This is a genomic window from Simplicispira lacusdiani (genome assembly GCF_003604195.1).
Classification (GTDB): Bacteria; Pseudomonadota; Gammaproteobacteria; order Burkholderiales; family Burkholderiaceae_C; genus Simplicispira; species Simplicispira lacusdiani.
Map to the genome: position 1 here is coordinate 78,661 of NZ_QXGR01000014.1, position 23,012 is coordinate 101,672.

Here is a 23,012-nt window from a genome sequence, read left to right on the forward strand (position 1 = left end):
GTCTCCGGTCGTTGGGAGGCGGAATGATAGGACGGGGGTGGCCGGTCGCGATGTCCCACGAGCGACGCGGCCTGGGGATGGCAGGGGGCCGCCTACAATCCGTTGCACACTGCCCGTACCATGAAAATCCTTATTTCCAACGACGATGGCTACCAGGCGCCCGGCATCGTGGCGCTGCACGCGGCACTGTCCACGGTGGCCGAGGTGGAGGTGGTGGCGCCCGAGCACAACAATAGCGCCAAGTCTAACGCCCTGACGCTGCATTCGCCGCTGTACGTGCACCAGGCGCACAACGGTTTCCGCTATATCAATGGCACGCCGGCCGACTGCGTGCACATCGCGCTGACCGGGTTGCTCGGCTACCGGCCGGACCTGGTGGTCTCGGGCATCAACAACGGCGCCAACATGGGCGACGACACGATCTACTCGGGCACCGTGGGGGCCGCCATGGAGGGCTATCTGTTCGGCATCCCGTCGATCGCGTTCTCCCAGGTGGACAAAGGCTGGGGCGAGATCGAGGCGGCCGCGCAGAAGGCGGCTGACATCGTCCGCCAGATGGCGGTGCAGGGCCTGGTGGGGCAGGCACCCTGGCTTCTCAACGTGAACATTCCCAACCTGCCGCTGCAGGCGCTGCGCCCTTTGAAGCTGTGCCGCCTGGGCCGGCGCCATGCGGCCGAGCGCGTGATCACCCAGCAAAGCCCGCGCGGCGAGACCATGTACTGGATCGGCGGCGCCGGCGCCGCCAAGGACGATGCCGAGGGAACGGATTTCCATGCCACGGCGGCGGGCCATGTCTCGGTGACGCCGCTCAAGGTCGACCTCACCGACCATGAGAACCTGGGGTATTGGGCCCAGACGGCGGCGCGCCTGGCATCCGCCGCCCCTGCGGCGGCCATGGGGGAGGGTTGATGCAGCAGCGCCGTCCCGGTTTTCCCGCGCGGATTCCCTTGCCTGCGGCAGGGCACCGGCCGCAGGCCGTCAGTGCGCCGCGATCCAGTGCCCCGACTCCGGTGCCGGTACCTGCCGGGCTGGGGCTGGATTCGGCGGCCGTGCGCGCGCGCATGGTGCAGCGGCTCGCGGCCTCCGGCATCGCCGCGCCGCAGGTGCTGCGGGCCATGGGGGCCGTGGAGCGGCACCGCTTCGTGGATACGGGCCTGGTCAACCAGGCCTATGAAGACACCAGCCTGCCCATCGGGCTCGGGCAGACCATTTCCAAGCCCAGCGTCGTGGCACGCATGGCCGAGTTGCTGCTGGGCGCCGACATCGTGCGCACGGCGGGGGGGCTGGGGCGGGTGCTGGAGATCGGCACGGGCTGCGGCTACCAGGCAGCGGTCCTGAGCTGTCTGGCCCGCGAGGTCTATAGCATCGAGCGGCTGCGCGGGCTGCACGACAAGGCGCGCACCAATCTGCGTCCGCTGCGGCTGGCCAATGTGCATCTGCTGTTCGGTGATGGGATGGCCGGCTTTGCCAAGGGTGCGCCCTACGCGGGCATCGTTGCGGCTGCAGGAGGTGCCGGCGTGCCGCCGCAGTGGTGCGAGCAACTGGCGGTGGGGGGGCGGCTGGTGGCGCCCATCGCCGGAGCCGATGGGCAGCAGATGCTGCTGGTGGTGGACAAGACGGCGCACGCATTGAAACAAACCGTACTCGAACCCGTGCATTTTGTCCCCCTAAAATCGGGCGTTGCCTGAAGGGAATTGCTTATGTTCGTATCGTGTGGTCGTGGTCTCTGGGTTTCTGTTGCGCTGGCGAGCCTGGTGCTGGCTGGTTGCGGCACCCGCATGACCAGGGCCCCCGTGGAAGACCGTGGAACCGCTGTCACGGTGCCGGTGCAGCCCGGCGAGGTGGTCGCCGCGCCTGCCGCCGCCAGGCCTCTGCCTGGCGCGGAAAACGCGGGCAAGCCGGGTTACTACACCGTCAAGCCCGGGGACACCCTGATCCGCATCGGCCTGGACAGCGGCCAAAGCTGGAAAGACCTGGCGCGCTGGAACAACCTGGACAACCCCAACCTGATCGAAGTCGGCCAGGTGCTGCGAGTGGTGGCGCCGTCCGCGATGCTGGCGTCTTCCGGCGCGGAGTCCACCGGGGTCGTGACGCGCCCCGTGACGGCTTCGACGGTGGCGCCTGCGCCCGTGGCCTCGGCGCCCAAGTCTGGCGCGTCGAACGGCGCGGCGCCGGCTCCGGTGGCGCCCGCGGCGCCTGCGGCGTCCGCGCCTGCGCCCGCCCCCGTGGCGGTGGCTCCCGCGCCTGCGGCGCCGGCCGGGGAGGATGAGGTCGGCTTTATCTGGCCGGCGCCGGGCGCGCTGCTGGCCGGTTTCGACGAAGCCCGCAACAAAGGCTATGACATCGGCGGCAAGGCTGGCGACCCCGTGCTGGCCGCAGCGGACGGCCGGGTGGTCTATGCCGGCGCGGGTCTGCGCGGGTACGGAAACCTGATCATCCTCAAGCACAACAACACCTTCCTCACGGCCTATGCCCACAACCAGGCGCTGCTGGTGAAGGAGGACCAGTCGGTGCGCAAGGGTCAGAAGATCGCCGAGATGGGCAGCACCGATACCGACCGCGTGAAGCTGCATTTCGAGATCCGCCGCCAGGGCAAGCCGGTCGACCCGGCGCGTTACCTGCCCGCCCGTTGAGGCCCGCAGTGGCTGCCATGCTGCCCGGAGGGGCGATGGAAGGCTCCGAGGCCGAGGATCTGAGCGAGGAGCTGGCGGAAGACGCGCCCGCGTCGTTGGCCGAACCGGAATTCCGCACGATCGACCTGGGGGTGGCGCAGCACGGAGAGCGCCTGGACCGCGCCCTGGCCGCGACTGTTCCTGAGTTTTCCCGCAGTTACCTCCAGCAATTGCTGGCGCATGGCGCGGTCAGTCTCAATGGCCGACCATTTTCCAAGGCCGCGCATCGCATCAAGGCGGGCGACCGCGTGGTGCTGGAGATGCGCCCCACGCTGGAGAGCCAGGCCTTCCGGCCCGAGGCCATGGACCTCGACATTGTTTACGAGGATGCCCACCTGCTGGTGGTTCATAAGCCCGCCGGACTGGTGGTCCACCCGGCGCCGGGCAACTGGAGTGGCACGCTGCTCAATGGGCTGATGGCCCACGATCCGCTGTGCGCCCAGATGCCGCGCGCCGGCATTGTCCACCGGCTCGACAAGGACACCAGCGGCCTCATGGTGGTGGCGCGCACGCGTGCCACCATGGATGCGCTGGTGAGGATGATCGCGCAGCGGGAGGTGCGCCGCCAGTATCTCGCGCTGGCCCACCACCCCTGGCAGGGGCGCGAGAGCCTTTCCATAGACAAGCCTATCGGTCGTGATCCCCGCAACCGTCTGCGCATGGCGGTCGTCGACCTGGCCGTGCATGCAGGCAAGACGGCGCGCACCGATGTGGATCTGCTGGGCCGCAGCGACCAGGGATGCTGGGTGCGCTGTACGCTGCACACCGGGCGCACCCACCAGATCCGCGTGCACATGGCCTCCGTCGGCCACCCCCTGGTGGCGGATGCGCTCTATGGCGGTGCGCCGGCCGCAGGCTTGCAGCGCCAGGCTCTGCATGCTTTCCGGCTGGCATTCGCGCACCCGATCACCGGAGCGGCGCTTGAATTTCTGGCGCCGCTGCCGCAGGACATGCGCCATGCCCTCGCAGTCTGGGGGCTGGGCTACAATGGGCCTTGACGGCCCTTGTTTTGGCCTTGCTCGTCTGCCCGCGGACTCCCGCCAGGCGATGGTGTGGTTCTGCTGCCGCATCCACACAGCCCCCATTGAACGATTTCTTCTGTAGATCCGGTGTCTCACGGCTCGCGTGGCGCACCCCTTTCCCGGAACCGCTGAACCATGAACACGGTGGACGCCAAACGGGTCCTTGAAACCGCCTTGATCTGCGCGCCGCAGCCGCTGACCGTGCGAGAAATGCGCGTGCTTTTCGATGACGCGCTCGGATCGGACACGCTCAAGTCACTGTTGCAGGATCTGCAGCAGGAATGGGCCCTGCGCGGCGTGGAGCTGGTGCAGGTGGCGTCGGGCTGGCGCTTCCAGAGCCGCCCCGAGATGCGCGTGTTCCTGGATCGCCTGCATCCGGAAAAACCGCCGCGCTATTCCCGCGCCACGCTGGAGACGCTGGCCATCATCGCCTACCGTCAGCCTGTCACGCGCGGGGACATCGAAGACATCCGTGGCGTTACCGTCAACAGCCTGATCATCAAGCAGCTCGAAGACAGGGGCTGGGTCGAGGTCATCGGCCATCGCGAGACCGTGGGGCGGCCGGCCCTGCTGGCGACGACGCGGCAATTCCTGGACGACCTGGGCCTGCAGTCGCTGGACCAGTTGCCCATGCTGGACGAGCCTGCGGTGCAGGAGCGGCTCTTGCAGACCCTCGAAATGCCGATGGCCGATACCATCGAGCAACCCGATCTGCTGGCGCTCGATACCGCCACCACGCCGGAACTGGCGTCGACCGAACCGGGCGAAGGTGCCCTGGATGCCGATACCGCGTCCGGGAATGCGCCCGCCATCACCATCAACCATGCAGATGCTGCCGACAGCATCCCGGGGACTTCCTCATGAACGAGACCTTTCCATCCGACGATGCGACCGCGCAGTCTTTTCCACCCACCGAGGCAGAAGGAGCTGCTTCCGCCAAATCCAGGAAGCCGCGGCGCAAGAAGGCTGAGCAGCCGCTGATCTCGCCTGACCGCATGACGGGGGAGGGCCAGGAGGCCGAAACGCCTGCGTTCGCACCTGTGGCCCGGGTGGAGTCGCTGGAGGCTGGTGCGCAACCCGTGACAGTCGATCCGGGCAGCAATGCTGCCGAAGGCCCCCGCCGTGAACGTCCGCATGCACCCGACGACCGCAAACGTGCAGGATCGGGGCGGGGTCAGGGGGGCAAGGCCGCCGTGTCAGGCTACCAATTCGCGGATGTCGTTTCCGGCCAGTTCGATGCCGATGAGGCCAGCGAGGAGGTCGCGCCTCTCAAGCGGGTGCTGTTGCCCCAGGTGGAGACTCCCAAGCTCCACAAGGTGTTGGCTCAGGCAGGGTTGGGCTCGCGCCTGGAAATGGAGCAGCTCATCCTGGAAGGCCGGATTTCCGTCAACAACGAACCGGCGCATATCGGACAGCGCATCCAGTACGGCGACCAGGTCAAGGTCAATGGCAAGCCCATCCGCTACCGCATCGATCCGCCCCCGCCGCGCGTGATCGCCTACCACAAGCCCGTGGGCGAGGTGGTGACGCACGACGATCCCCAGAACCGTCCAACCGTGTTCCGCAAGTTGCCGCGCCTGCAGCAAGGTAAGTGGCAGTCGGTGGGGCGCCTGGATCTGAATACCGAAGGGCTGCTCTTGTTCACCAGCTCTGGGGAGCTGGCCAACAAGCTCATGCATCCGCGTTTCGGGCTGGAGCGTGAATACGCGGTGCGCGTGCTGGGTGCGCTCAGCGGCGAGGAAAAGGCGCGCTTGCTCGAAGGCGTGCAGCTCGACGATGGCATGGCCGCCTTCGGCTCCATCGAGGAGGGGGGCGGCGAGGGGTCTAACTGCTGGTACCGTGTCACCATCTCCGAAGGGCGTAACCGTGAGGTGCGCCGCATGATGGAGGCGGTGGGGCATGCGGTCAGCCGACTCATTCGCATCCGCTACGGTGCCATGGTGCTGCCCCGTGGGCTCAAGCGGGGGGCATGGATGGAGTTGGACGAGTCAGACATCACCGCGCTCATGAAGGCGGCCGGTGCTGAGCGCCTGCCCCGGCAGGAGGGGGCGATGCAGCGCCGCGACGGCCAGGGTATGCGGGGTGACGGCCGCCAGGGCGCGCCCGACAGGTCCGGCGGCCGGGGGCAGGCGCCCAATCGGGGCGTTTTCTCCCCGGCGCGTGCCGGCAAGCCCGGGGGCAAGGGCAATGGCCCGCGCCAGGCCGGAGGGGGCGGCGGTCAGCCCGATCCGCTGAAGACCTCTGTGGGCTATATCGGCTCGGACAGCCTGTCGCGACAGCGCCAGGCACAGCGGCGCGATGGTCGAGGTGGTCCCGGCGGCCGTGGCGGCGGCCGGGGTGGCCGCTGAGCTTCCGGGGTTGAAGCGGCCAAGGTAGAATGAAAAGCTTTGTCTAGAAGACAAAAAACCCAAGTAACACCATCTCCAGGAAATAAAAATGGCTATCGAACGTACCCTCTCCATCATCAAGCCTGACGCTGTCGCCAAGAATGTCATCGGCCAGATCTACGCCCGTTTCGAGGCCGCCGGCCTGAAGGTCGTCGCCGCCCGCATGGCGCACCTGTCCCGCCTGGAAGCCGAGCAGTTCTACGCCGTGCACAAGGCACGTCCCTTCTTCAAGGATCTGGTGGATTTCATGATCTCCGGCCCCGTGATGATCCAGGCCCTGGAAGGAGAAAACGCCATTCTGAAGAATCGTGAACTCATGGGCGCCACCGATCCCAAGAAGGCAGAAGCCGGCACCATCCGCGCAGACTTCGCCGACAGCATCGATGCCAACGCCGTGCATGGTTCGGATGCTCCCGAAACCGCTGCCGTGGAAGTTGCATTCTTCTTCCCCGGCATGAACATTTACTCGCGCTGACATGGCGTTCCCCAAGCAGCGCTTCCCCGCAGAAGCTGGGCAGTCGTGCGCCTGGGGTTCCCAGGGCGTTGCCACGTGTCCGCGCGCACGCGCATGACCACCAACCTCCTGGATTTTGATCTCGACGGCCTGGCCGCTTTCTGTGAGCGGCTGGGTGAGAAGCGTTTCCGCGCCACGCAGCTTTTCCGCTGGATTCACCAGCGTGGCGAGGGCGATTTCGACCGCATGAGCGATCTGGCGAAGTCGCTGCGCGAGAAGCTCAAGACCTGTGCCGCCGTTCAGGCGCTGGCGGTTATTAGCGAGCACCAGTCGAGCGATGGCACGGTCAAATGGCTGTTCGACGTGGGCGCGGGCAATGCCGTCGAGGCGGTCTTCATCCCGGAAGACGACCGTGGCACGCTCTGCGTTTCCTCGCAGGCTGGTTGTGCCGTCGGGTGCCGTTTCTGCTCCACAGGCCATCAGGGCTTCAGCCGCAACCTGACCACGGCCGAAATCATCGCGCAACTGTGGTACGCAGAGCATCAGCTGCGCAAGCGTTTGGGCACGTCGGAGCGCGTCATTTCCAATGTGGTGATGATGGGCATGGGCGAGCCTTTGCAGAACTATGCCGCCTTGGTGCCGGCTTTGCGTGTCATGCTCGACGACCATGGCTACGGCATGTCGCGCCGTCGCGTGACGGTTTCCACATCGGGCGTTGTGCCCATGATCGACCGCCTGGCCACCGATTGCCCCGTGGCGCTGGCAGTGTCGCTGCATGCGCCGAACGACCCATTGCGCGACAACCTCGTGCCGCTTAACCGCAAATATCCGATCGATGAGCTCATGGATGCCTGCAACCGGTATCTGGAGCATGCCCCCCGGGATTTCATCACCTTCGAATACTGCATGCTTGATGGCGTCAACGACCAGCCCGAGCATGCGCAGCAACTGGTGGCTCTGGTGCGGCGCCATGCCCGTTCAGGGGTGTGGTGCAAGTTCAACCTGATTCCCTTCAATCCGTTCCCCGCATCGGGGCTGCACCGCTCAGCACCGCAGCAAGTGGCGGCATTTGCCAGGATACTGAGCGACGCGGGGATCGTGACCACGGTGCGCAAGACGCGGGGTGATGATATCGACGCCGCCTGCGGTCAATTGGCTGGAGAGGTGCAGGACCGCACGCGTGCCGTCGAACGCATGGCCAAGCGCCGCACGATCGCGATCCAGCCCGTGGGGTTACCGACCCATTCGAACAACAAGGAGGCATGACATGGTGGATACCGTTACACGCTGGCGCCCAGGGCTGGGTGGGGTGATGGCAGCCCTTGCGCTGATGGCTTGTCTGGTGGGTATCCAGGGCTGTGCCGCCACGGGAGGGGGCTCTGGCGAGAGTGCCGCAACCGAGGTCATCACGCCATCCGATGAGCCCGATGCGCGGCGTCGTGCACGCATCCGCCTGGAATTGGCGGTCAATTATTTCGAAACCGGCAAGGTGGCCGTGGCGCTGGATGAGGTCAAGCAGGCATTGGTCAATGACCCCACCTATGCCGATGCCTACAACCTGCGTGGCCTGATCTACATGCGCCTCAATGACCTCGGCCAGGCCGAGGAAAGCTTCCGCCGGGCCCTGTCCATTCGGTCTTCCGATGCCAACGTCATGCACAACTATGCGTTGCTGTTGTGCCAGCAGCAAAAGTACGCCGAGGCCGACAAGTACTTTGTCCAGGTTTTGAATAGCCCGACATACATGGCCCGCAGCAAGACCTTCATGGCGCAGGGGCTCTGCCAGGCGCGTGCAGGCCAGAGTCAGCAAGCGGAACAGACCTTGCTGCGTGCCTATGAGCTGGATGCAGGCAACCCCGTGGTGGGATATAACTTGGCCGAGTTGCTGATGCGCCGTGGTGAATTAACGCGTGCGCAGTTCTATATCCGGCGCATCAATAACAGTGATCTCGCCAACGCCGAATCCTTGTGGCTGGGTGTCAAGATCGAGCGCAGCCTTGGTGATTCCGTGGCCATGCGCCAACTCGCCGACCAGCTGCGCAAGCGCTTCCCGGAGTCTCGTGAACTGGCTGCCTTCGAACGGGGGGCGTTCAATGAGTGAAATGGAGATCCAGTCTGCGGAGATGGCGCAGGCCGGGAGGGCTTCACCAGGCGCCATGCTGAAGGTGGCTCGGCAATCCCAGAACATGCACATTGAGGCCCTGGCCGTGGCTCTCAAGGTTCCAGTGGGGAAGCTGGAGGCTCTTGAAGCCGATAACTATGCAGCTTTGCCCGATGCTGTTTTTGTGCGCGCCCTGGCGTCCAGTGTCTGCCGTTCGCTGAAGATCGACCCCGCGCCGGTGCTGGCACTCATGCCGCAGAGCGGCGTGCCCAGTCTGTCCGCGGACAGTGCGGGCATCAATGCGGCCTTCAAGGATGGCAGCGAGAAGGCGCGTACCGGAGCCATCGTGTCACGCGCCCTGCATCCCGTATTCCTGGCCGTGCTGGCCTTGCTGCTGGGGGCCGTGGCCATCCTCACGCTGTTCCCGCATGCGACCCTGGAGCAGGCGCAGACCGGGACAGAGCCTGTGGCGGGGCCGGCCGCAGGCCAGCCAGTGACGGAGTCTGTGGTGGCGTCCTCCGAACCAGCCCCCGTTTCCACGCCCAGTCAGCCAGCCAATCCCGTGGCTGCGGCAGCTGCGCCCATTCTGGCGCCCGTGCCTGGGCCGGCCCAGGATGTGCCGGCGGCGATGCCAGCCGCCGCGTTGGTTACGCCCGTTCCGGCTGCAGGGACTATGGCCGAGGCGGCTCCCGATCTGTTGATGTTCCATGCGCGCAGCGAGTCCTGGATCCAGGTCCGGGATGCTTCGGGGACTACGACGCTTCAGCGGGTAGTCGCGGCGGGCGAGAGGGTGGTTGCACCTGGCAAGCCGCCGTTCGCTGTGGTGGTGGGTAATGCGAATGCCACGGAGGTGTTTGTCCGTGGCAAGGTAATGGATCTGGTTTCCGTGTCCAGGGACAACGTGGCACGGTTTGAGGTGAAGCCGTGAACATGTCTGACGGAATGGTATCCATCACTGTCGCTGCGCCGCAGGTGCGCAGGACGCGCCAGGCGCGAGCAGCTTGGGGTGCCAACGTGGTGACCATAGGCGGGGATGCACCGGTGCGCGTGCAGTCCATGACGAACACCGATACGGTGGACGCCGTGGGTACGGCCATCCAGGTCAAGGAGCTGGCCCTGGCTGGTTCGGAGTTGGTGCGCATCACGGTCAATACACCGGAGGCGGCGCAGGCCGTTCCCTACGTTCGGGAGCAGCTCGACCGCATGGGCATCGATGTTCCCCTGATCGGTGATTTTCATTACAACGGCCACCGCCTGCTGACCGAATACCCGGCATGCGCCGAAGCACTGTCGAAGTACCGCATCAACCCGGGCAATGTCGGCAAGGGCGACAAGCGGGACCGGCAATTCGGCCAGATGATCGAAGCGGCGATCCGTTGGCAGAAACCGGTGCGCATTGGTGTGAACTGGGGCAGCCTCGATCAGGAGCTGCTTGCCCAGCTCATGGATGCCAATGGCCGCCGAGCGCAACCTTGGGACGCACGCCAGGTTATGTACGAGGCTCTGATCACGTCGGCGGTTGAGTCTGCGCGGCGTGCCGAGGAGATGGGGCTAGACGGCAGCCAGATCATTCTGTCCTGCAAGGTCAGTGGCGTGCAGGACCTGATTTCTGTCTACCGCGAACTGGCGCGCCGCTGTGACTATGCCCTGCATCTGGGGCTGACGGAAGCGGGGATGGGCACCAAGGGCACGGTGGCGTCGTCTGCGGCGCTGTCTGTGCTGCTGCAGGAGGGCATCGGGGACACCATCCGTGTATCGCTCACGCCGCAGCCAGGTGAGTCGCGCACCCAGGAAGTGTTGATTGCTTCCGAAATTCTTCAGTCGCTGGGCCTGCGCATGTTCGTGCCCAGCGTAACCGCCTGCCCCGGCTGTGGCCGTACCACCAGCACTACCTTTCAAGAACTGGCAAAGCAGATCGATGATTTCCTGCGCGAGCAGATGCCGGTCTGGCGTGCGCGCTACCCGGGCGTTGAGGCCCTGAAGGTGGCCGTCATGGGCTGCATCGTCAACGGACCCGGCGAGAGCAAGCACGCGGACATTGGCATCAGCCTGCCCGGAACAGGCGAAGCCCCTGCCGCACCGGTCTTCATCGACGGAGAAAAGGCACTGACCCTGCGCGGTGACAACATCGCCCAGGAATTCCACCAACTGGTCCAGAGCTATATCGACAAGCGCTTTGGCCCGGGCTCCTCAGGCGCCTGAGCCCGTCGCTCTGGCCTGGGTCCGGCTGCTTGGGGCCCTGCATGGGTTGCCATGGCATCCTTTACATACCATTACTGAAACCATTGCCGTGAGTACAGAAAAAGCACTGCCTCCGACCAAAGTTGAAAAGCTGTTGGCGGTCAAGGGCATGAATGACATCCTTCCGCCCGACTCTGCCCGCTGGGAGTGGCTGGAGGAGAAGGTCCGCGCGCTGATGGACCGCTATGCCTACCGCAACCTCCGCACTCCCATCGTGGAGCCGACGGCCTTGTTCGTGCGAGGGCTGGGCGAGGTGACGGACATCGTCGAAAAGGAAATGTATTCCTTCGAGGATCGCCTCAATGGTGAGCAACTCACGCTACGGCCCGAAAGCACGGCCGGCGTGGTGCGTGCAGTCGTGGAGCACTCCATGCTCTATGACGGCGGCAAGCGGCTCTACTACATGGGGCCGATGTTCCGTCATGAGCGTCCGCAGCGCGGGCGCTACCGTCAATTCCACCAGATCGGCGCCGAGGCACTGGGCTTTCCTGGTGCGGAGATCGACGCCGAGATCATTCTGCTGGCAGATGCGCTGTGGAAGGAGCTGGGTCTGACCGACGTGCGGCTTGAGCTCAACAGCCTGGGCCAGCCCGAGGAGCGCAAGGCGCATCGTGCGGCGCTGATCGCCTACCTGGAGCGGCATGTCGATCAGCTTGATGAGGAAGCCAAGCGCCGTCTGCACAGCAATCCTTTGCGCATCCTGGACACCAAGAATCCTGCCATGCAGGCGCTGGTCGAGGCAGCGCCCCGGTTGATCGATTTCCTGGGGGAGAAGTCGCTGGCCCACTTCAATGCGGTCAAGGCCATTCTTGATGCCAATGGCGTCGCTTGGAAGGTCAATCCGCGTCTGGTGCGTGGCATGGACTACTACAACCTCACGGTGTTCGAGTTCGTGACCGACCGCTTGGGCTCGCAGGGCACCATTTGCGGCGGTGGACGCTACGACTACCTGATTGAGCAGATTGGCGGCAAGCCAGCCCCGGCAGTGGGCTGGGCTCTGGGCGTCGAGCGGGTGCTTGAACTCCTCAAGGAGCAGGGCATGGCTACTGCCGTACCTGTGCCGTTGGCATATGCTGTCGTGCCGGATGCTGGCGTCTTACCTGTCGCGATGGCCCTCTTGCAAAAATTGCGGGCCTTGGGCGTGAGCGTCCAGATGCACAGCCCAACCGGTGCGGGCGAGGGCATGGGCAGCATGAAGTCCCAGTTCAAGAAGGCCGATGCCAGTGGGGCCAGATATGCTCTGGTTTTCGGCGCGGATGAGCTCGCCCGTGGCAATGTGCTGGTGAAATCGCTGCGCGATGGCAGTGGCCAGCAGGCCGAACATGCATTGCAGAACGTGGCCGAATGGGCGGCCCACCTACAATCCGACCGTTAATCCTCACACTAGCCATGGCAAATCATCTCGATCTCGAAGAACAAGAGCAGCTAGACCAGCTCAAGCATTTCTGGAATACCTGGGGAAACCTGATCAGCGGCGTGCTGCTGGTTGTTGTGGGGGCGTTGGCGGCCTGGAACGGCTACCAATTCTGGCAGAACCGGCAGGCCACGCAATCTGCGGCGCTGTTTGATGCCGTAGAGGTCGCTGCCAATACGGGCGACATGGCGCGCCTGGAACAGGCTTTTGCGGACATTCGCAGCAAGTACGCTGGCACTGCCCAGGCTGGGCAGGCGGGACTTCTGGTGGCCAAGGTACAGGTGAACAAAGGCGACATCGATGCCGCCAAGTCTGCATTGACATGGGTTGCCGAAAACGCTGGTGACGAAGGCTACAAGGCGCTGGGTCGTTTGCGCCTGTCCGGCTTGCTGATGGAGCAGAAATCCTATGACGAGGCCTTGAAGCAGTTGGCCGCGCCGTTCCCTCCGGAATATTCGGCTGTGGTGGCCGATCGCAAGGGTGATCTGCTGTCCTTGCTGGGCAAGAAGCAGGAAGCGGTTGCAGAGTATTCACGTGCCTACAAGGATTTCTCTGAGAGCATGGAATACCGGCGTCTGGTGGAAATCAAGCTCAATGCCCTGGGAGTGCAACCGCAGGCGGTGGCAATGGCTGGTTCGACGGAGGTGTCAAAGTGACACGGATTCAACGCGCGGCGCTTGCTGCCGGTCGGCCTGCCGTGCTGTTGGCCCTGCTCGCCGCATTGGCGGGATGCTCGTTTTGGGGGGGCGGCGACGCCAAACCCAAACCGGCGGATCTGGGCGCCAATGTGCCGGTGCTAGGTATCCGCCAAGCATGGGCCGCGAAGATCGGTAGCGTGCAGGGCATGCCTATGGTGGCCGATGTGCGAGGCGCGGTGGTGACGTTGGCGTCTGCAGATGGCGTGGTAGCGGGCATTGACGCCCGTACCGGGGGTGATCTCTGGCGTGCCACCCTGGGCGAGCCTCTCGCCGCAGGTGTCGGCACCGATGGTAAATGGGCCGCAGTGGTGTCGCGTGGCAACGAGGTGATCGTGCTGGAAGCCGGGCGCGAACTGTGGCGCCAGCGTCTGCCCTCTCAGGTCTATACCGCGCCTCTGGTGGCTGGCGCCCGGGTCTTTGTGCTGGGTGCGGACCGGTCGATCACTGCATTCGACGCCAAGAGCGGCCAGCGCTTGTGGGGCCAGACGCGGCCGGGCGAGCCGCTGGTGCTGCGCCAACCGGGTGTGCTGACGGCGGTAGGCGATACGCTGGTGGCCGGGCTGTCCGGTAGGCTGGTTGGCCTGAATCCTGACAACGGCATTGTCCGGTGGGAGGCGCCTCTGGCCAGCTCCCGTGGCACCAATGATGTGGAGCGGCTCGTGGAGCTGGTCGCGCCCTTCAGCCGGGTGGACAACAGTGTCTGCGCACGTGCGTTCCAGGCGGCCGTGGGCTGCGTGAACACGGCCCGTGGGAATGTGGAATGGGTGCAGAAGGCAAATGGTGGTCAGGGCATCCATGGCAATGAAACCGTGCTTTTTGGCACGGAAAGCAATGGTGTTGTGACGTCCTGGCGGCGCGCCGATGGCGCGCGCCTCTGGTCTTCTGAAAGGCTGCAGCACCGTAAGCTCACGGCGCCGCTGCTGCTTGGGCGCTCTGTGGTCATCGGTGACGACACCGGCTTGGTGCACCTCCTGTCCCGGGAGGACGGCGCGCCGCTGAATCGCTTGCAGACCGATGGCTCAGGCATCGCGGCCACGCCCGTGGTTGCAGCCGATACCCTGGTGGTGGTGACCCGTAATGGAAATGTCTACGGCTTTCGCCCGGACTGAAGAAAAGTAGTTTGCAATGAAGCCAGTGATTGCCTTGGTCGGGCGCCCGAATGTCGGTAAATCGACGCTCTTCAATCGCCTGACCAAATCCCGAGATGCCATCGTGGCGGACTTCGCCGGTTTGACGCGTGACCGGCATTACGGCAACGGAAAACAGGGCAAGCACGAGTACATCGTTATCGATACTGGTGGTTTCGAGCCGGAGGCCGTCAGCGGCATTTACCGCGAAATGGCCAAGCAAACGCAGCAGGCGGTTGCCGAGGCGGATGTTGTGGTTTTCGTGGTCGATGCCCGTGCAGGGTTGTCGGCGCAGGACCACGACATCGCCAATTATCTGCGCCGTTTGGGCAAGCCCTGCGTGCTGGTGGCCAACAAGGCGGAAGGCATGCAGGAAGGCGTGCAGTTGACCGAATTCTACGAGTTGGGATTGGGCGAGGTGCATGGTGTATCGGCGGCACATGGACAAGGCATTCGCAGCCTTGTTGAACTGGCGCTGGGTTTGCTGAACCTGCCGGAACCCGATGAGGATGCGGATACCGTTGACAAGACCACCATCAAGCTGGCGGTGGCGGGGCGGCCCAATGTGGGCAAGTCCACGCTGATCAATACCTGGCTGGGGGAAGAGCGCCTGGTGGCGTTCGACATGCCGGGCACCACGCGGGATGCCATTTCCGTGCCGTTCGAGCGCAACGGTCAGCGGTTCGAGCTCATCGATACCGCCGGGTTGCGCCGCAAGGGCAAGGTGTTCGAGGCTATCGAGAAGTTCTCCGTGGTCAAAACGTTGCAGGCGATCGAGTCTGCCAACGTGGTCTTGCTGCTGCTTGATGCCACGCAAGGCGTGACCGATCAGGATGCGCACATCGCTGGCTATATCCTGGAGAGCGGACGGGCAGTGGTCATTGCGGTGAATAAATGGGACGCCGTGGATGACTATCAGAAGCAGCTCCTGGAGCGTTCGATCGAAACCCGGCTGGGCTTCCTGCGCTTTGCCTCCCTGCATTTCATTTCCGCGAAGAAGCGGCAGGGGCTTGGTCCTTTGTGGTCATCGATCGCGCAAGCCCATAAGGCTGCCATGTGCAAGATGTCGACCCCGGTGTTGACGCGTCTGCTTCTCGAAGCTGTGCAATTCCAGAGCCCGAAGAGGGCGGGGATGTTCCGTCCCAAGCTGCGCTATGCGCACCAAGGGGGAATGAATCCTCCGGTGATCGTGATCCATGGCAATTCGTTGGAGCATGTCACGGAGGCCTATAAGCGCTTTCTCGAAGGGCGTTTCCGCAAGGAATTCGATCTGGTGGGTACTCCCTTGCGCATTGAGATGAAAACATCACACAATCCTTTCACGGATGGTGGTGGTCACTAAGAGTTCATCCAAGGGGGGCCATGGGATGGCTGCCCCTGCAAGTCACCATGACAAGGCCCAGGGTTCCTAGGGAATGCCAGGCGCTGTGGTAAGGTGCTTCTTTACAACAACATTCTTGAACACGGAGAATATCGTGAGCAACAAAGGCCAGCTTCTTCAAGATCCGTTCCTCAACGCTCTGCGTCGTGAACATGTGCCCGTGTCTATTTATTTGGTGAACGGCATCAAGCTGCAGGGGCAGATTGAATCTTTTGACCAGTACGTCGTCTTGTTGCGCAATACGGTGACTCAAATGGTCTACAAGCACGCCATCTCGACAATTGTCCCTGGGCGAGCCGTCAATTTCACCACGACCGAATCCGCTGACGCAGAAGGCGGCAACGGCTGAATTTGCAGGGGCGTCTGAGGCCCTCTCAGGGGCCCCTTTGCCCCCCCGTTCCCTAGATTTGACTTGAGCACTCCTGAAACCGCTGATCGCCAACCTGCCCCCGTTGTACTGGTGGGGGTTGATTTTGGCCTGCCACATTTTGACGCGGAGTTGGAAGAGCTTGGCCTTCTCGCGCAGACAGCGGGGCTTTGTCCCGTTGCGCGCATCACCTGCAAGCGCAAGGCACCGGATGCTGCGCTGTTCGTAGGCAGTGGCAAGGCGGATGAAATCCGGCTGCTGGCGCAGATGCATGGTGCAGTCGAGATCCTGTTCGATCAAGCGCTGAGCCCGGCGCAGCAGCGTAATCTTGAACGGCATCTCGCATTGCCGGTGAATGATCGCACGCTCTTGATATTGGAAATTTTTGCCCAGCGGGCGCGTAGCCATGAAGGCAAATTGCAGGTGGAACTCGCCCGACTGCAGTATCTCAGCACGCGGCTTGTGCGTCGCTGGTCCCATTTGGAGCGCCAGACGGGCGGAGCAGGGGTGCGCGGAGGACCGGGTGAGAAGCAGATTGAACTGGACCGGCGCATGATCGACGATGCTGTAAAACGGACCAAGGAGAGGCTTGTCAAGGTCAAGCGTCAGAGATCTACGCAGCGGCGCCAGCGTGAGCGCAGGGATGCTTTCAATATTTCCTTGGTGGGCTACACCAATGCAGGCAAATCGACGCTCTTCAATGCCTTGGTGAAAGCGAGGGCTTATGCCGCGGATCAGTTGTTCGCGACGCTCGATACCACCACACGGCAGCTGTATCTGGGTGAAGCAGAGCGCTCGGTGTCTCTTTCCGACACTGTGGGATTCATTCGTGACTTGCCGCACGGGTTGGTTGACGCCTTTCAGGCAACTCTGCAAGAGGCGGTGGACGCGGATCTTCTCCTGCACGTCGTGGATGCGGCAAATCCGCATTTCCCGGAACAGATCGGAGAAGTTCAGAAGGTCTTGCATGAGATTGGCGCTGCTGGTGTGCCACAGGTGCTGGTTTTTAACAAGCTTGACGCACTAGAGCCTCAGCAGCGTCCAGCACAACTGTCCGATACTTACGAGCTCGATGGTCACCAAGTGCCCCGTTTGTATGTCAGTGCCCGAGAAATGGATGGTTTGGATGCCTTGCGTAAACTGTTGGCCACCAGAGTGCTGATGGCACGTCCGATGGACATAGCCCCTGAGCCTGCTATTCATTTGGATGCCGCAGGCGATTGATTGGGCACAATGCTCCGTCAATCAACATTTTCAGAGAACCAGAGAATTTGCGCATGAATTCACCATACAGCGCCCGACGTTGGGCGACATTGCCCCAACGCCTGCGGGGAATGTTCAATTTGAACGACCCGCGCTGGGGACGGGGCGATGACAAATCGGGTGATGAGGATCGCCCTGATGCCGGCCGACCGCCGCCGCATTCCCCGGGTGATCGTGGTGAGCGCGATTCCAAACCAGGCGGACAGCCACCGGATCTCGATGAGCTTTGGCGAGATATCAATCGCAAGCTGTCTGGATTCTTCGGTGGCAGGAATGGTGGTGGACGCGGGCCTTCCAATGGTGGAGGCGGCTTTCAGCCGGACATGAAGAGTGCGGGGCTCGGAGTGGGATTGATCGCGGCCATTGCTGCCCTGATTTGGTTGGGCACCGGCTTCTTCATCGTGCAGGAAGGCCAGCAGGCAGTGATCACGCAGTTTGGCAAGTACAAGAGCACTGTGCATGCCGGGTTCAATTGGCGCTTGCCATATCCGATCCAGAGCCATGAGCTGGTGTTTGTGACGCAAATCCGCTCGGTCGATGTCGGGCGTGATACTGTGATCAAGGCGACAGGGCTGCGGGAGTCCGCAATGTTGACGGAAGATGAGAACATTGTGGAAATCAAGTTCGCGGTGCAATACCGGTTGAACGATGCACGTGCCTGGTTGTTTGAGAGCAAAAACCCGGCTGATGCAGTGGTGCAGGCAGCTGAGACCGCTGTGCGCGAGGTTGTCGGCAAGATGCGCATGGATACGGCGCTTGCTGAGGAGCGTGACCAGATTGCTCCGCGTGTACGGGCCTTGATGCAGACAATTCTGGACCGTTACAAGGTGGGTGTGGAAGTGGTTGGAATCAACCTGCAGCAAGGTGGTGTCAGGCCGCCAGAGCAGGTGCAGGCGGCTTTCGATGATGTTCTCAAGGCCGGCCAGGAGCGCGAGCGTGCAAAAAATGAAGCTCAAGCCTATGCCAATGACGTGGTGCCTCGGGCTGTGGGCTCGGCATCGCGCTTGAAAGAAGAGGCTGATGCATATAAGGCTCGTATCGTTGCGCAGGCGCAAGGTGACGCGCAGCGCTTTAGTTCGGTGCTGGCGGAATATCAGAAGGCGCCGCAGGTGACGCGTGATCGGATGTACTTGGAAACGATGCAGCAGATCTATGCGAATGTGACCAAGGTCTTGGTGGATTCGCGCCAGGGTTCCAATCTGCTCTATCTTCCCCTTGACAAGATCATGCAGACCGCGATGCAGCCTACTGCTGGACAAGAGGCAACCGGTTCGGGCTCGGCATCGTCGTCTGCACCGGTCGTGATTCCTCCGGCCATATCGAATGATTCCCGTGCGCGAGATACCAGCCGCACCCGCGACCGTGAGTCGCGCTAGGAGAGCAATGTGAACAGGGTAGGACTTATTGCCACTTCCATACTTGTGGCCCTCGCGTTGCTCAGCTCCATGGTCTTTGTCGTAGACCAACGGCAGTTTGGTGTGCTTTATGCGCTTGGGCAGATCAAGGATGTCATCACAGAGCCTGGCTTGAATTTCAAGCTGCCTCCGCCTTTCCAGAATGTGAAATACATTGACAAGCGGCTCCTCACGCTCGATAGCACTGATACCGAGCCCATGCTGACGGCTGAGAAGCAGCGTGTGGTGATTGACTGGTACGTGCGCTGGCGGATCACGGATCCTTCTGAATACATTCGCAATGTGGGTGAGAACGAGAATGCAGGGGCGATGCAACTCAATCGAGTTGTCCGTAACGCGTTCCAGGAAGAGATCAACAAGCGCACCGTAAAAGAGTTGCTTTCGCTCAAGCGCGAGGCGCTGATGGCAGATGTGAAGCGGGAGGTGCTGGAGTCCGTGCGTGGCGCTAAGCCCTGGGGCGTCGATGTGGTGGATGTACGCATTACACGGGTTGATTACGTCGAAGCCATCACGGAGTCGGTCTACCGCCGGATGGAGGCGGAACGTAAGCGGGTCGCTAATGAATTGCGATCCACGGGGGCCGCGGAAGGTGAAAAAATCCGTGCAGATGCGGATCGTCAGCGCGAAATCACTGTGGCGAATGCATACCGTGACGCACAGAAAGTCAAGGGTGAGGGTGACGCGCAGGCCGCGCGCATCTATGCCGATGCATTTGGCAAGGATCCGCAGTTTGCGCAGTTCTATCGGAGCTTGGACGCCTACAAAGCCAGCTTCAATCGCAAGGGTGATGTCATGGTGGTGGACCCGGGATCGTCCGACTTCTTCCGGGCATTCCGCGGTAATGCGGCACCGTCAGCGCAGCCATCTGGCCCGCGCAAGTAACGAGTGTCGGCATAGGCATTCTGGCCATGGGATGGGATGACTCGATCTGGACAGCCGTGGCGTTGGTTCTGCTCATCGAAGGGCTTGTGCCCTTCGTCTCCCCGGCGGGTTGGCGCCGAATGTTTGCCCAGCTTGTTCAGTTGCGGGATGGTCAAATTCGGTTTTTTGCCCTCGTGAGTATGGCTGCAGGCGCGCTCATGCTCGTGCTGATCTGAATCGATCGGCAGGCATGGATTCAGGGGAGGATCCCCTGCCGGTAGAATCACACTTTTAACAGCCTCCCACATTCCATGTCTGCCTGGGTCCTGCCGGATCACATTGCCGATGTTTTGCCTTCCGAGGCAAGGCACATCGAAGAATTGCGGCGCGGGTTGCTCGATACCGCGCGCAGTTATGGTTACGAATTGGTGATGCCCCCGCTGCTGGAGCATCTTGAGTCTTTGCTCACTGGCACTGGTGAGGCACTGGATCTGCAGACCTTCAAGTTGGTCGACCAGATTTCCGGTCGCATGCTCGGCCTGCGCGCGGATACCACACAGCAGGTTGCGCGCATTGATGCCCATCTGCTTAATCGCCGCGGGGTTGCTCGTCTGTGCTATTGCGGACCGGTGCTCCATACATGGCCGGACCGCCCCCATGCCACGCGTGAACCCCTGCAGTTTGGTGCTGAAATTTTTGGGCACGCGGGGCTGGAAGCCGACCTGGAAGCATTGGAGTTGGCGCTGGCCTGCCTTGATGTGGCAGGTGTGCAAGGGGTCAGCGTCGATATGGCTGATGTACGCATCGTCCGGGCCTTGCTAACTGGCGTTTCTGCAGATGCAGAAACGCTTCGCCTTGTTTATGCGGCATTGGCTGCCAAGGACGCTAGTGAGCTGACGGCACTCACGCGAGGTTTTCCTGCCACATCGCGCCAAGGGTTGTTGGCGTTGCTCCATCTGTATGGTGATGCTTCCGTTCTCGTAGATGCAGAAAAGGCGCTGAGTCAGACACCCGGTATCAGTGCGTTGCTGGCGGAGCTGCAATGGCTGGCTGCCCGGGTGGGTCAGGCTCGCGTTACCTTCGACCTTTCCGATCTTCGGGGCTATTCGTATTACAGCGGCGCCCGATTTGCGATCTATGTCCGTGGCGCTAGTGACGCCTTGGTACGCGGAGGGCGCTACGATGAAGTCGGGGCTGTTTTTGGACGAAACAGACCCGCTGCTGGATTCAGCCTGGATCTCAAGCAGGTGGTTGCTGCTGTCCCCGTGCGGGCGCTCAAGCCGGCCATCAGTGCGCCATGGGGCGAGGCTGAGGATGTTCGTGCTGCGATCACCGAATTGCGACGCTGTGGTGAGACCGTGGTGTGCATGCTGCCAGGCCATGAAAGCGAAGTAGATGAATTTCGTTGTGATCGTGAGCTGGTGCAGGTTGCTGGAAAGTGGACCGTCAAGGCCATTTGATGCTTTTTGACAATTGAATCGGGTTTGAAATGAAAACTACCAAAGGTCGCAATGTCGTTGTGGTGGGTACCCAATGGGGCGACGAAGGCAAGGGCAAGCTAGTTGATTGGTTGACCGAGAGCGCACAAGGCGTGGTTCGCTTCCAGGGTGGCCATAACGCAGGCCATACGCTCGTCATTAACGGTGTTAAGACGGCGCTGCATTTGATCCCCAGTGGCATCATGCGTGCGGGGGTCAAGTGCTACATCGGCAATGGCGTGGTCCTTTCCGCCGCTAAGTTGTTCGAAGAAATTGAAGGGCTTGAAAAAGCTGGGGTGGAAGTTCGCTCACGGTTGCGCGTCAGTGAGGCTTGCCCGCTGATCTTGCCTTTCCATGCTGCGCTGGATGTTGCAAGGGAGGCGGCTCGCGAGCAGGGTGGAACCGAGAAGATCGGCACCACGGGGCGGGGCATTGGTCCAGCTTACGAGGACAAGATTGCGCGCCGGGCTCTGCGAGTACAGGATTTAAAGTATCCGGACCGCTTTGCGGCGAAGCTGCGCGAATTGCTTGATTTGCACAACCATGTGCTCACCACGTTCCTGAATTCCGGGCAATTCGCCTTTGGTGAGGCACTGACGCCCTACATGCGTGATGGCCGTGTTCTGTTCGATCCGGTATATGCAGAAGCGATGCGGCATGCCGAGATGCTCAAGCCCATGATGGCTGATGTGTCGAGGGAGTTGAATGAAGCGCACCTCAATGGTTCCAACCTTCTGTTTGAAGGTGCGCAGGGCACGCTCCTGGATGTGGATCATGGAACTTATCCTTACGTCACATCAAGCAACTGCGTTGCGGGAAATGCCGCCGCAGGGTCTGGCGTTGGACCGGGGATGTTGCATTACATCCTGGGGATCACAAAAGCATATTGCACGCGTGTTGGGGGCGGTCCGTTCCCCACGGAACTTGATTGGGAGACTCCTGGTACGCCGGGCTACCACATGAGCACCGTGGGCGCTGAGAAAGGCGTGACAACAGGCCGGAGTCGTCGCTGTGGTTGGTTCGATGCTGCATTGCTCAAGCGCAGCGCACAAGTCAATGGATTGTCCGGACTGTGCATCACCAAATTGGATGTGCTGGACGGCCTGAAGGAGCTGCGGCTATGTACAGGCTATATGCTGGATGGGCAGCAGATCGATCTGCTGCCCATGGGCGCAGATGAAATTGCGCGTTGTATCCCGGTGTATGAAGTGATGGATGGCTGGAGCGAGTCCACCGTGGGCATCACGCAGTACGACAAGTTGCCTGTCAATGCGCGCCTGTACCTGCAGCGCATCGAACATGTGACGGGGGTCCCGGTCGCGGTGATTTCGACCAGCCCAGACCGCGACCACACCATCATGATGCAGCATCCTTACCTGCCATGTTGAGCGAATTGATGTTCAGCACTTATCTATCAAGCGTGTATTGCTATCAATTTAGGAGTAAAAAATGTTGACTGAAGATGGCAAGCACCTGTACGTGAGCTACGACGAGTACCACAGCCTGATCGAGAAGCTCGCGATTCGGGTCCATCAGTCAGGCTGGCAATTCGACACAATTCTTTGTCTTGCCCGGGGCGGGTTGCGGCCGGGGGATATCTTGAGCCGCATTTTTGACAAGCCGCTGGCCATCATGTCCACGAGTTCCTACCGTGCAGAAGCTGGGACGGTTCAGGGGCATCTGGACATTGCGCGCTTCATCACCACCCCTAAAGGCGAGATCGCTGGGCGGGTGTTGCTGGTGGATGATCTGGCGGATACGGGTCATACCCTGCATGCAGTGATCAATATGCTCAAGACCAGCTACGACCCGATCACGGAACTGCGAAGCGCGGTCATTTGGACGAAGGGCGTCTCCACGTTCACACCTGACTATTCCGTGGAATTCCTTCCGACGAACCCATGGATCCATCAGCCCTTTGAGACTTACGACAGCCTCAATCCGGAAAAATTGCTGGAAAAGTGGCGTGTCTGACTTTTGTTCGGCTTTGTCATGCTATAGTAACGCTTCTTCTGCAGCGAGAGTTGCATAAGACAGAGGGGTTAAAAAGTTGGCCTCGCCGAAGCAAAAAATCTTCGGGTTTTGCGTAGATCGGGTAGAAATTCGGTATACAATGCAAGGCTTCGCTGAG

At 62.0% G+C, this 23,012-nt stretch carries 23 protein-coding genes; all 23 read left to right on the forward strand.

Features of this window, described 5'->3' with window-relative positions; genetic code table 11:
* Positions 1-120: 120 nt before the first annotated feature.
* The gene (gene surE, locus D8S75_RS16325) at positions 121-909 is read left to right on the forward strand and encodes a 5'/3'-nucleotidase SurE (protein ID WP_119967432.1); all 789 of its coding nucleotides are present in this window, start codon (positions 121-123) and stop codon (positions 907-909) included.
* The gene (locus tag D8S75_RS16330) at positions 909-1,688 is read left to right on the forward strand and encodes a protein-L-isoaspartate(D-aspartate) O-methyltransferase (RefSeq protein WP_119967433.1); all 780 of its coding nucleotides are present in this window, start codon (positions 909-911) and stop codon (positions 1,686-1,688) included. The genes surE and D8S75_RS16330 overlap by 1 nt, the downstream gene beginning before the upstream one ends.
* 12 nt (positions 1,689-1,700) lie before the next feature.
* Entirely contained in the window at positions 1,701-2,633 is a 933-nt protein-coding gene (locus D8S75_RS16335) for a peptidoglycan DD-metalloendopeptidase family protein (protein ID WP_119967434.1), read from the forward strand.
* Between the two features lie 17 nt (positions 2,634-2,650).
* On the forward strand, positions 2,651-3,670 hold the full coding sequence (locus tag D8S75_RS16340) for an RluA family pseudouridine synthase (RefSeq protein WP_232829085.1): 1,020 nt from the start codon (positions 2,651-2,653) through the stop codon (positions 3,668-3,670).
* 159 nt (positions 3,671-3,829) lie between these two features.
* Entirely contained in the window at positions 3,830-4,558 is a 729-nt protein-coding gene (gene scpB, locus D8S75_RS16345) for an SMC-Scp complex subunit ScpB (RefSeq protein WP_232829082.1), read from the forward strand.
* The gene (locus tag D8S75_RS16350) at positions 4,555-6,042 is read left to right on the forward strand and encodes a pseudouridine synthase (RefSeq protein ID WP_119967436.1); all 1,488 of its coding nucleotides are present in this window, start codon (positions 4,555-4,557) and stop codon (positions 6,040-6,042) included. The genes scpB and D8S75_RS16350 overlap by 4 nt, the downstream gene beginning before the upstream one ends.
* 88 nt (positions 6,043-6,130) lie before the next feature.
* Positions 6,131-6,556 carry a nucleoside-diphosphate kinase gene (ndk, locus tag D8S75_RS16355; protein ID WP_119967437.1) on the forward strand — a complete coding sequence of 142 codons (426 nt, stop codon included), beginning with the start codon at positions 6,131-6,133 and terminating at the stop codon, positions 6,554-6,556.
* Positions 6,557-6,649: 93 nt separating this feature from the next.
* Complete coding sequence (gene rlmN, locus D8S75_RS16360) at positions 6,650-7,801, forward strand: dual-specificity RNA methyltransferase RlmN (RefSeq protein WP_119967438.1); 1,152 nt, start codon at positions 6,650-6,652, stop codon at positions 7,799-7,801.
* A 1-nt stretch (position 7,802) separates the two neighbouring features.
* Positions 7,803-8,636 (forward strand): type IV pilus biogenesis/stability protein PilW, encoded by an 834-nt coding sequence (gene pilW / locus D8S75_RS16365; RefSeq protein ID WP_119967439.1) that lies wholly within the window; start codon positions 7,803-7,805, stop codon positions 8,634-8,636.
* A gap of 1 nt (position 8,637) precedes the next feature.
* On the forward strand, positions 8,638-9,564 hold the full coding sequence (locus D8S75_RS16370; RefSeq protein WP_232829083.1) for a helix-turn-helix domain-containing protein: 927 nt from the start codon (positions 8,638-8,640) through the stop codon (positions 9,562-9,564).
* A gap of 2 nt (positions 9,565-9,566) precedes the next feature.
* On the forward strand, positions 9,567-10,838 hold the full coding sequence (ispG, locus tag D8S75_RS16375) for a flavodoxin-dependent (E)-4-hydroxy-3-methylbut-2-enyl-diphosphate synthase (protein ID WP_370807805.1): 1,272 nt from the start codon (positions 9,567-9,569) through the stop codon (positions 10,836-10,838).
* Between the two features lie 148 nt (positions 10,839-10,986).
* Positions 10,987-12,252 (forward strand): histidine--tRNA ligase, encoded by a 1,266-nt coding sequence (gene hisS / locus D8S75_RS16380; RefSeq protein WP_232829086.1) that lies wholly within the window; start codon positions 10,987-10,989, stop codon positions 12,250-12,252.
* Positions 12,253-12,266: 14 nt separating this feature from the next.
* Positions 12,267-12,947 carry a YfgM family protein gene (locus tag D8S75_RS16385; RefSeq protein WP_119967442.1) on the forward strand — a complete coding sequence of 227 codons (681 nt, stop codon included), beginning with the start codon at positions 12,267-12,269 and terminating at the stop codon, positions 12,945-12,947.
* Positions 12,948-12,988: 41 nt separating this feature from the next.
* Positions 12,989-14,098, forward strand: a complete 1,110-nt coding sequence (gene bamB / locus D8S75_RS16390) for an outer membrane protein assembly factor BamB (RefSeq protein WP_232829084.1) — start codon at positions 12,989-12,991, stop codon at positions 14,096-14,098.
* Positions 14,099-14,114: 16 nt separating this feature from the next.
* Positions 14,115-15,458, forward strand: a complete 1,344-nt coding sequence (der, locus tag D8S75_RS16395) for a ribosome biogenesis GTPase Der (protein ID WP_119967443.1) — start codon at positions 14,115-14,117, stop codon at positions 15,456-15,458.
* Positions 15,459-15,591: 133 nt separating this feature from the next.
* A complete protein-coding gene (gene hfq / locus D8S75_RS16400; protein WP_119967458.1) occupies positions 15,592-15,846 on the forward strand; it encodes an RNA chaperone Hfq in 255 nt (84 codons plus the stop codon).
* 63 nt (positions 15,847-15,909) lie between these two features.
* The gene (gene hflX, locus D8S75_RS16405; RefSeq protein WP_119967444.1) at positions 15,910-17,088 is read left to right on the forward strand and encodes a GTPase HflX; all 1,179 of its coding nucleotides are present in this window, start codon (positions 15,910-15,912) and stop codon (positions 17,086-17,088) included.
* A 53-nt stretch (positions 17,089-17,141) separates the two neighbouring features.
* The gene (hflK, locus tag D8S75_RS16410) at positions 17,142-18,503 is read left to right on the forward strand and encodes an FtsH protease activity modulator HflK (protein ID WP_119967445.1); all 1,362 of its coding nucleotides are present in this window, start codon (positions 17,142-17,144) and stop codon (positions 18,501-18,503) included.
* 9 nt (positions 18,504-18,512) lie between these two features.
* Positions 18,513-19,424, forward strand: coding sequence for a protease modulator HflC (gene hflC, locus D8S75_RS16415; protein WP_119967446.1), 912 nt, complete (start codon positions 18,513-18,515; stop codon positions 19,422-19,424).
* Between the two features lie 26 nt (positions 19,425-19,450).
* Complete coding sequence (locus D8S75_RS16420) at positions 19,451-19,639, forward strand: DUF2065 domain-containing protein (protein ID WP_119967447.1); 189 nt, start codon at positions 19,451-19,453, stop codon at positions 19,637-19,639.
* Positions 19,640-19,714: 75 nt separating this feature from the next.
* Positions 19,715-20,863 (forward strand): ATP phosphoribosyltransferase regulatory subunit, encoded by a 1,149-nt coding sequence (locus D8S75_RS16425; RefSeq protein ID WP_119967448.1) that lies wholly within the window; start codon positions 19,715-19,717, stop codon positions 20,861-20,863.
* A gap of 29 nt (positions 20,864-20,892) precedes the next feature.
* Complete coding sequence (locus D8S75_RS16430) at positions 20,893-22,269, forward strand: adenylosuccinate synthase (RefSeq protein WP_119967449.1); 1,377 nt, start codon at positions 20,893-20,895, stop codon at positions 22,267-22,269.
* Between the two features lie 61 nt (positions 22,270-22,330).
* Complete coding sequence (locus tag D8S75_RS16435) at positions 22,331-22,855, forward strand: phosphoribosyltransferase (RefSeq protein WP_119967450.1); 525 nt, start codon at positions 22,331-22,333, stop codon at positions 22,853-22,855.
* Positions 22,856-23,012 lie beyond the last annotated feature (157 nt).

Bases quoted from the DNA above. Each gene is read 5' to 3' on its own strand.
- hflK (WP_119967445.1), top strand. From the start codon at position 17,142: ATGAATTCACCATACAGCGCCCGACGTTGGGCGACATTGCCCCAACGC.
- D8S75_RS16425 (WP_119967448.1), top strand. From the start codon at position 19,715: ATGTCTGCCTGGGTCCTGCCGGATCACATTGCCGATGTTTTGCCTTCC.
- ndk (WP_119967437.1), top strand. From the start codon at position 6,131: ATGGCTATCGAACGTACCCTCTCCATCATCAAGCCTGACGCTGTCGCC.
- D8S75_RS16435 (WP_119967450.1), top strand. From the start codon at position 22,331: ATGTTGACTGAAGATGGCAAGCACCTGTACGTGAGCTACGACGAGTAC.
- ispG (WP_370807805.1), top strand. From the start codon at position 9,567: ATGTCTGACGGAATGGTATCCATCACTGTCGCTGCGCCGCAGGTGCGC.
- D8S75_RS16340 (WP_232829085.1), top strand. From the start codon at position 2,651: ATGCTGCCCGGAGGGGCGATGGAAGGCTCCGAGGCCGAGGATCTGAGC.
- D8S75_RS16370 (WP_232829083.1), top strand. From the start codon at position 8,638: ATGGAGATCCAGTCTGCGGAGATGGCGCAGGCCGGGAGGGCTTCACCA.
- D8S75_RS16350 (WP_119967436.1), top strand. From the start codon at position 4,555: ATGAACGAGACCTTTCCATCCGACGATGCGACCGCGCAGTCTTTTCCA.
- surE (WP_119967432.1), top strand. From the start codon at position 121: ATGAAAATCCTTATTTCCAACGACGATGGCTACCAGGCGCCCGGCATC.
- scpB (WP_232829082.1), top strand. From the start codon at position 3,830: ATGAACACGGTGGACGCCAAACGGGTCCTTGAAACCGCCTTGATCTGC.
- pilW (WP_119967439.1), top strand. From the start codon at position 7,803: ATGGTGGATACCGTTACACGCTGGCGCCCAGGGCTGGGTGGGGTGATG.
- rlmN (WP_119967438.1), top strand. From the start codon at position 6,650: ATGACCACCAACCTCCTGGATTTTGATCTCGACGGCCTGGCCGCTTTC.
- D8S75_RS16335 (WP_119967434.1), top strand. From the start codon at position 1,701: ATGTTCGTATCGTGTGGTCGTGGTCTCTGGGTTTCTGTTGCGCTGGCG.
- hisS (WP_232829086.1), top strand. From the start codon at position 10,987: ATGAATGACATCCTTCCGCCCGACTCTGCCCGCTGGGAGTGGCTGGAG.
- D8S75_RS16420 (WP_119967447.1), top strand. From the start codon at position 19,451: ATGGGATGGGATGACTCGATCTGGACAGCCGTGGCGTTGGTTCTGCTC.
- D8S75_RS16385 (WP_119967442.1), top strand. From the start codon at position 12,267: ATGGCAAATCATCTCGATCTCGAAGAACAAGAGCAGCTAGACCAGCTC.
- D8S75_RS16430 (WP_119967449.1), top strand. From the start codon at position 20,893: ATGAAAACTACCAAAGGTCGCAATGTCGTTGTGGTGGGTACCCAATGG.
- D8S75_RS16330 (WP_119967433.1), top strand. From the start codon at position 909: ATGCAGCAGCGCCGTCCCGGTTTTCCCGCGCGGATTCCCTTGCCTGCG.
- der (WP_119967443.1), top strand. From the start codon at position 14,115: ATGAAGCCAGTGATTGCCTTGGTCGGGCGCCCGAATGTCGGTAAATCG.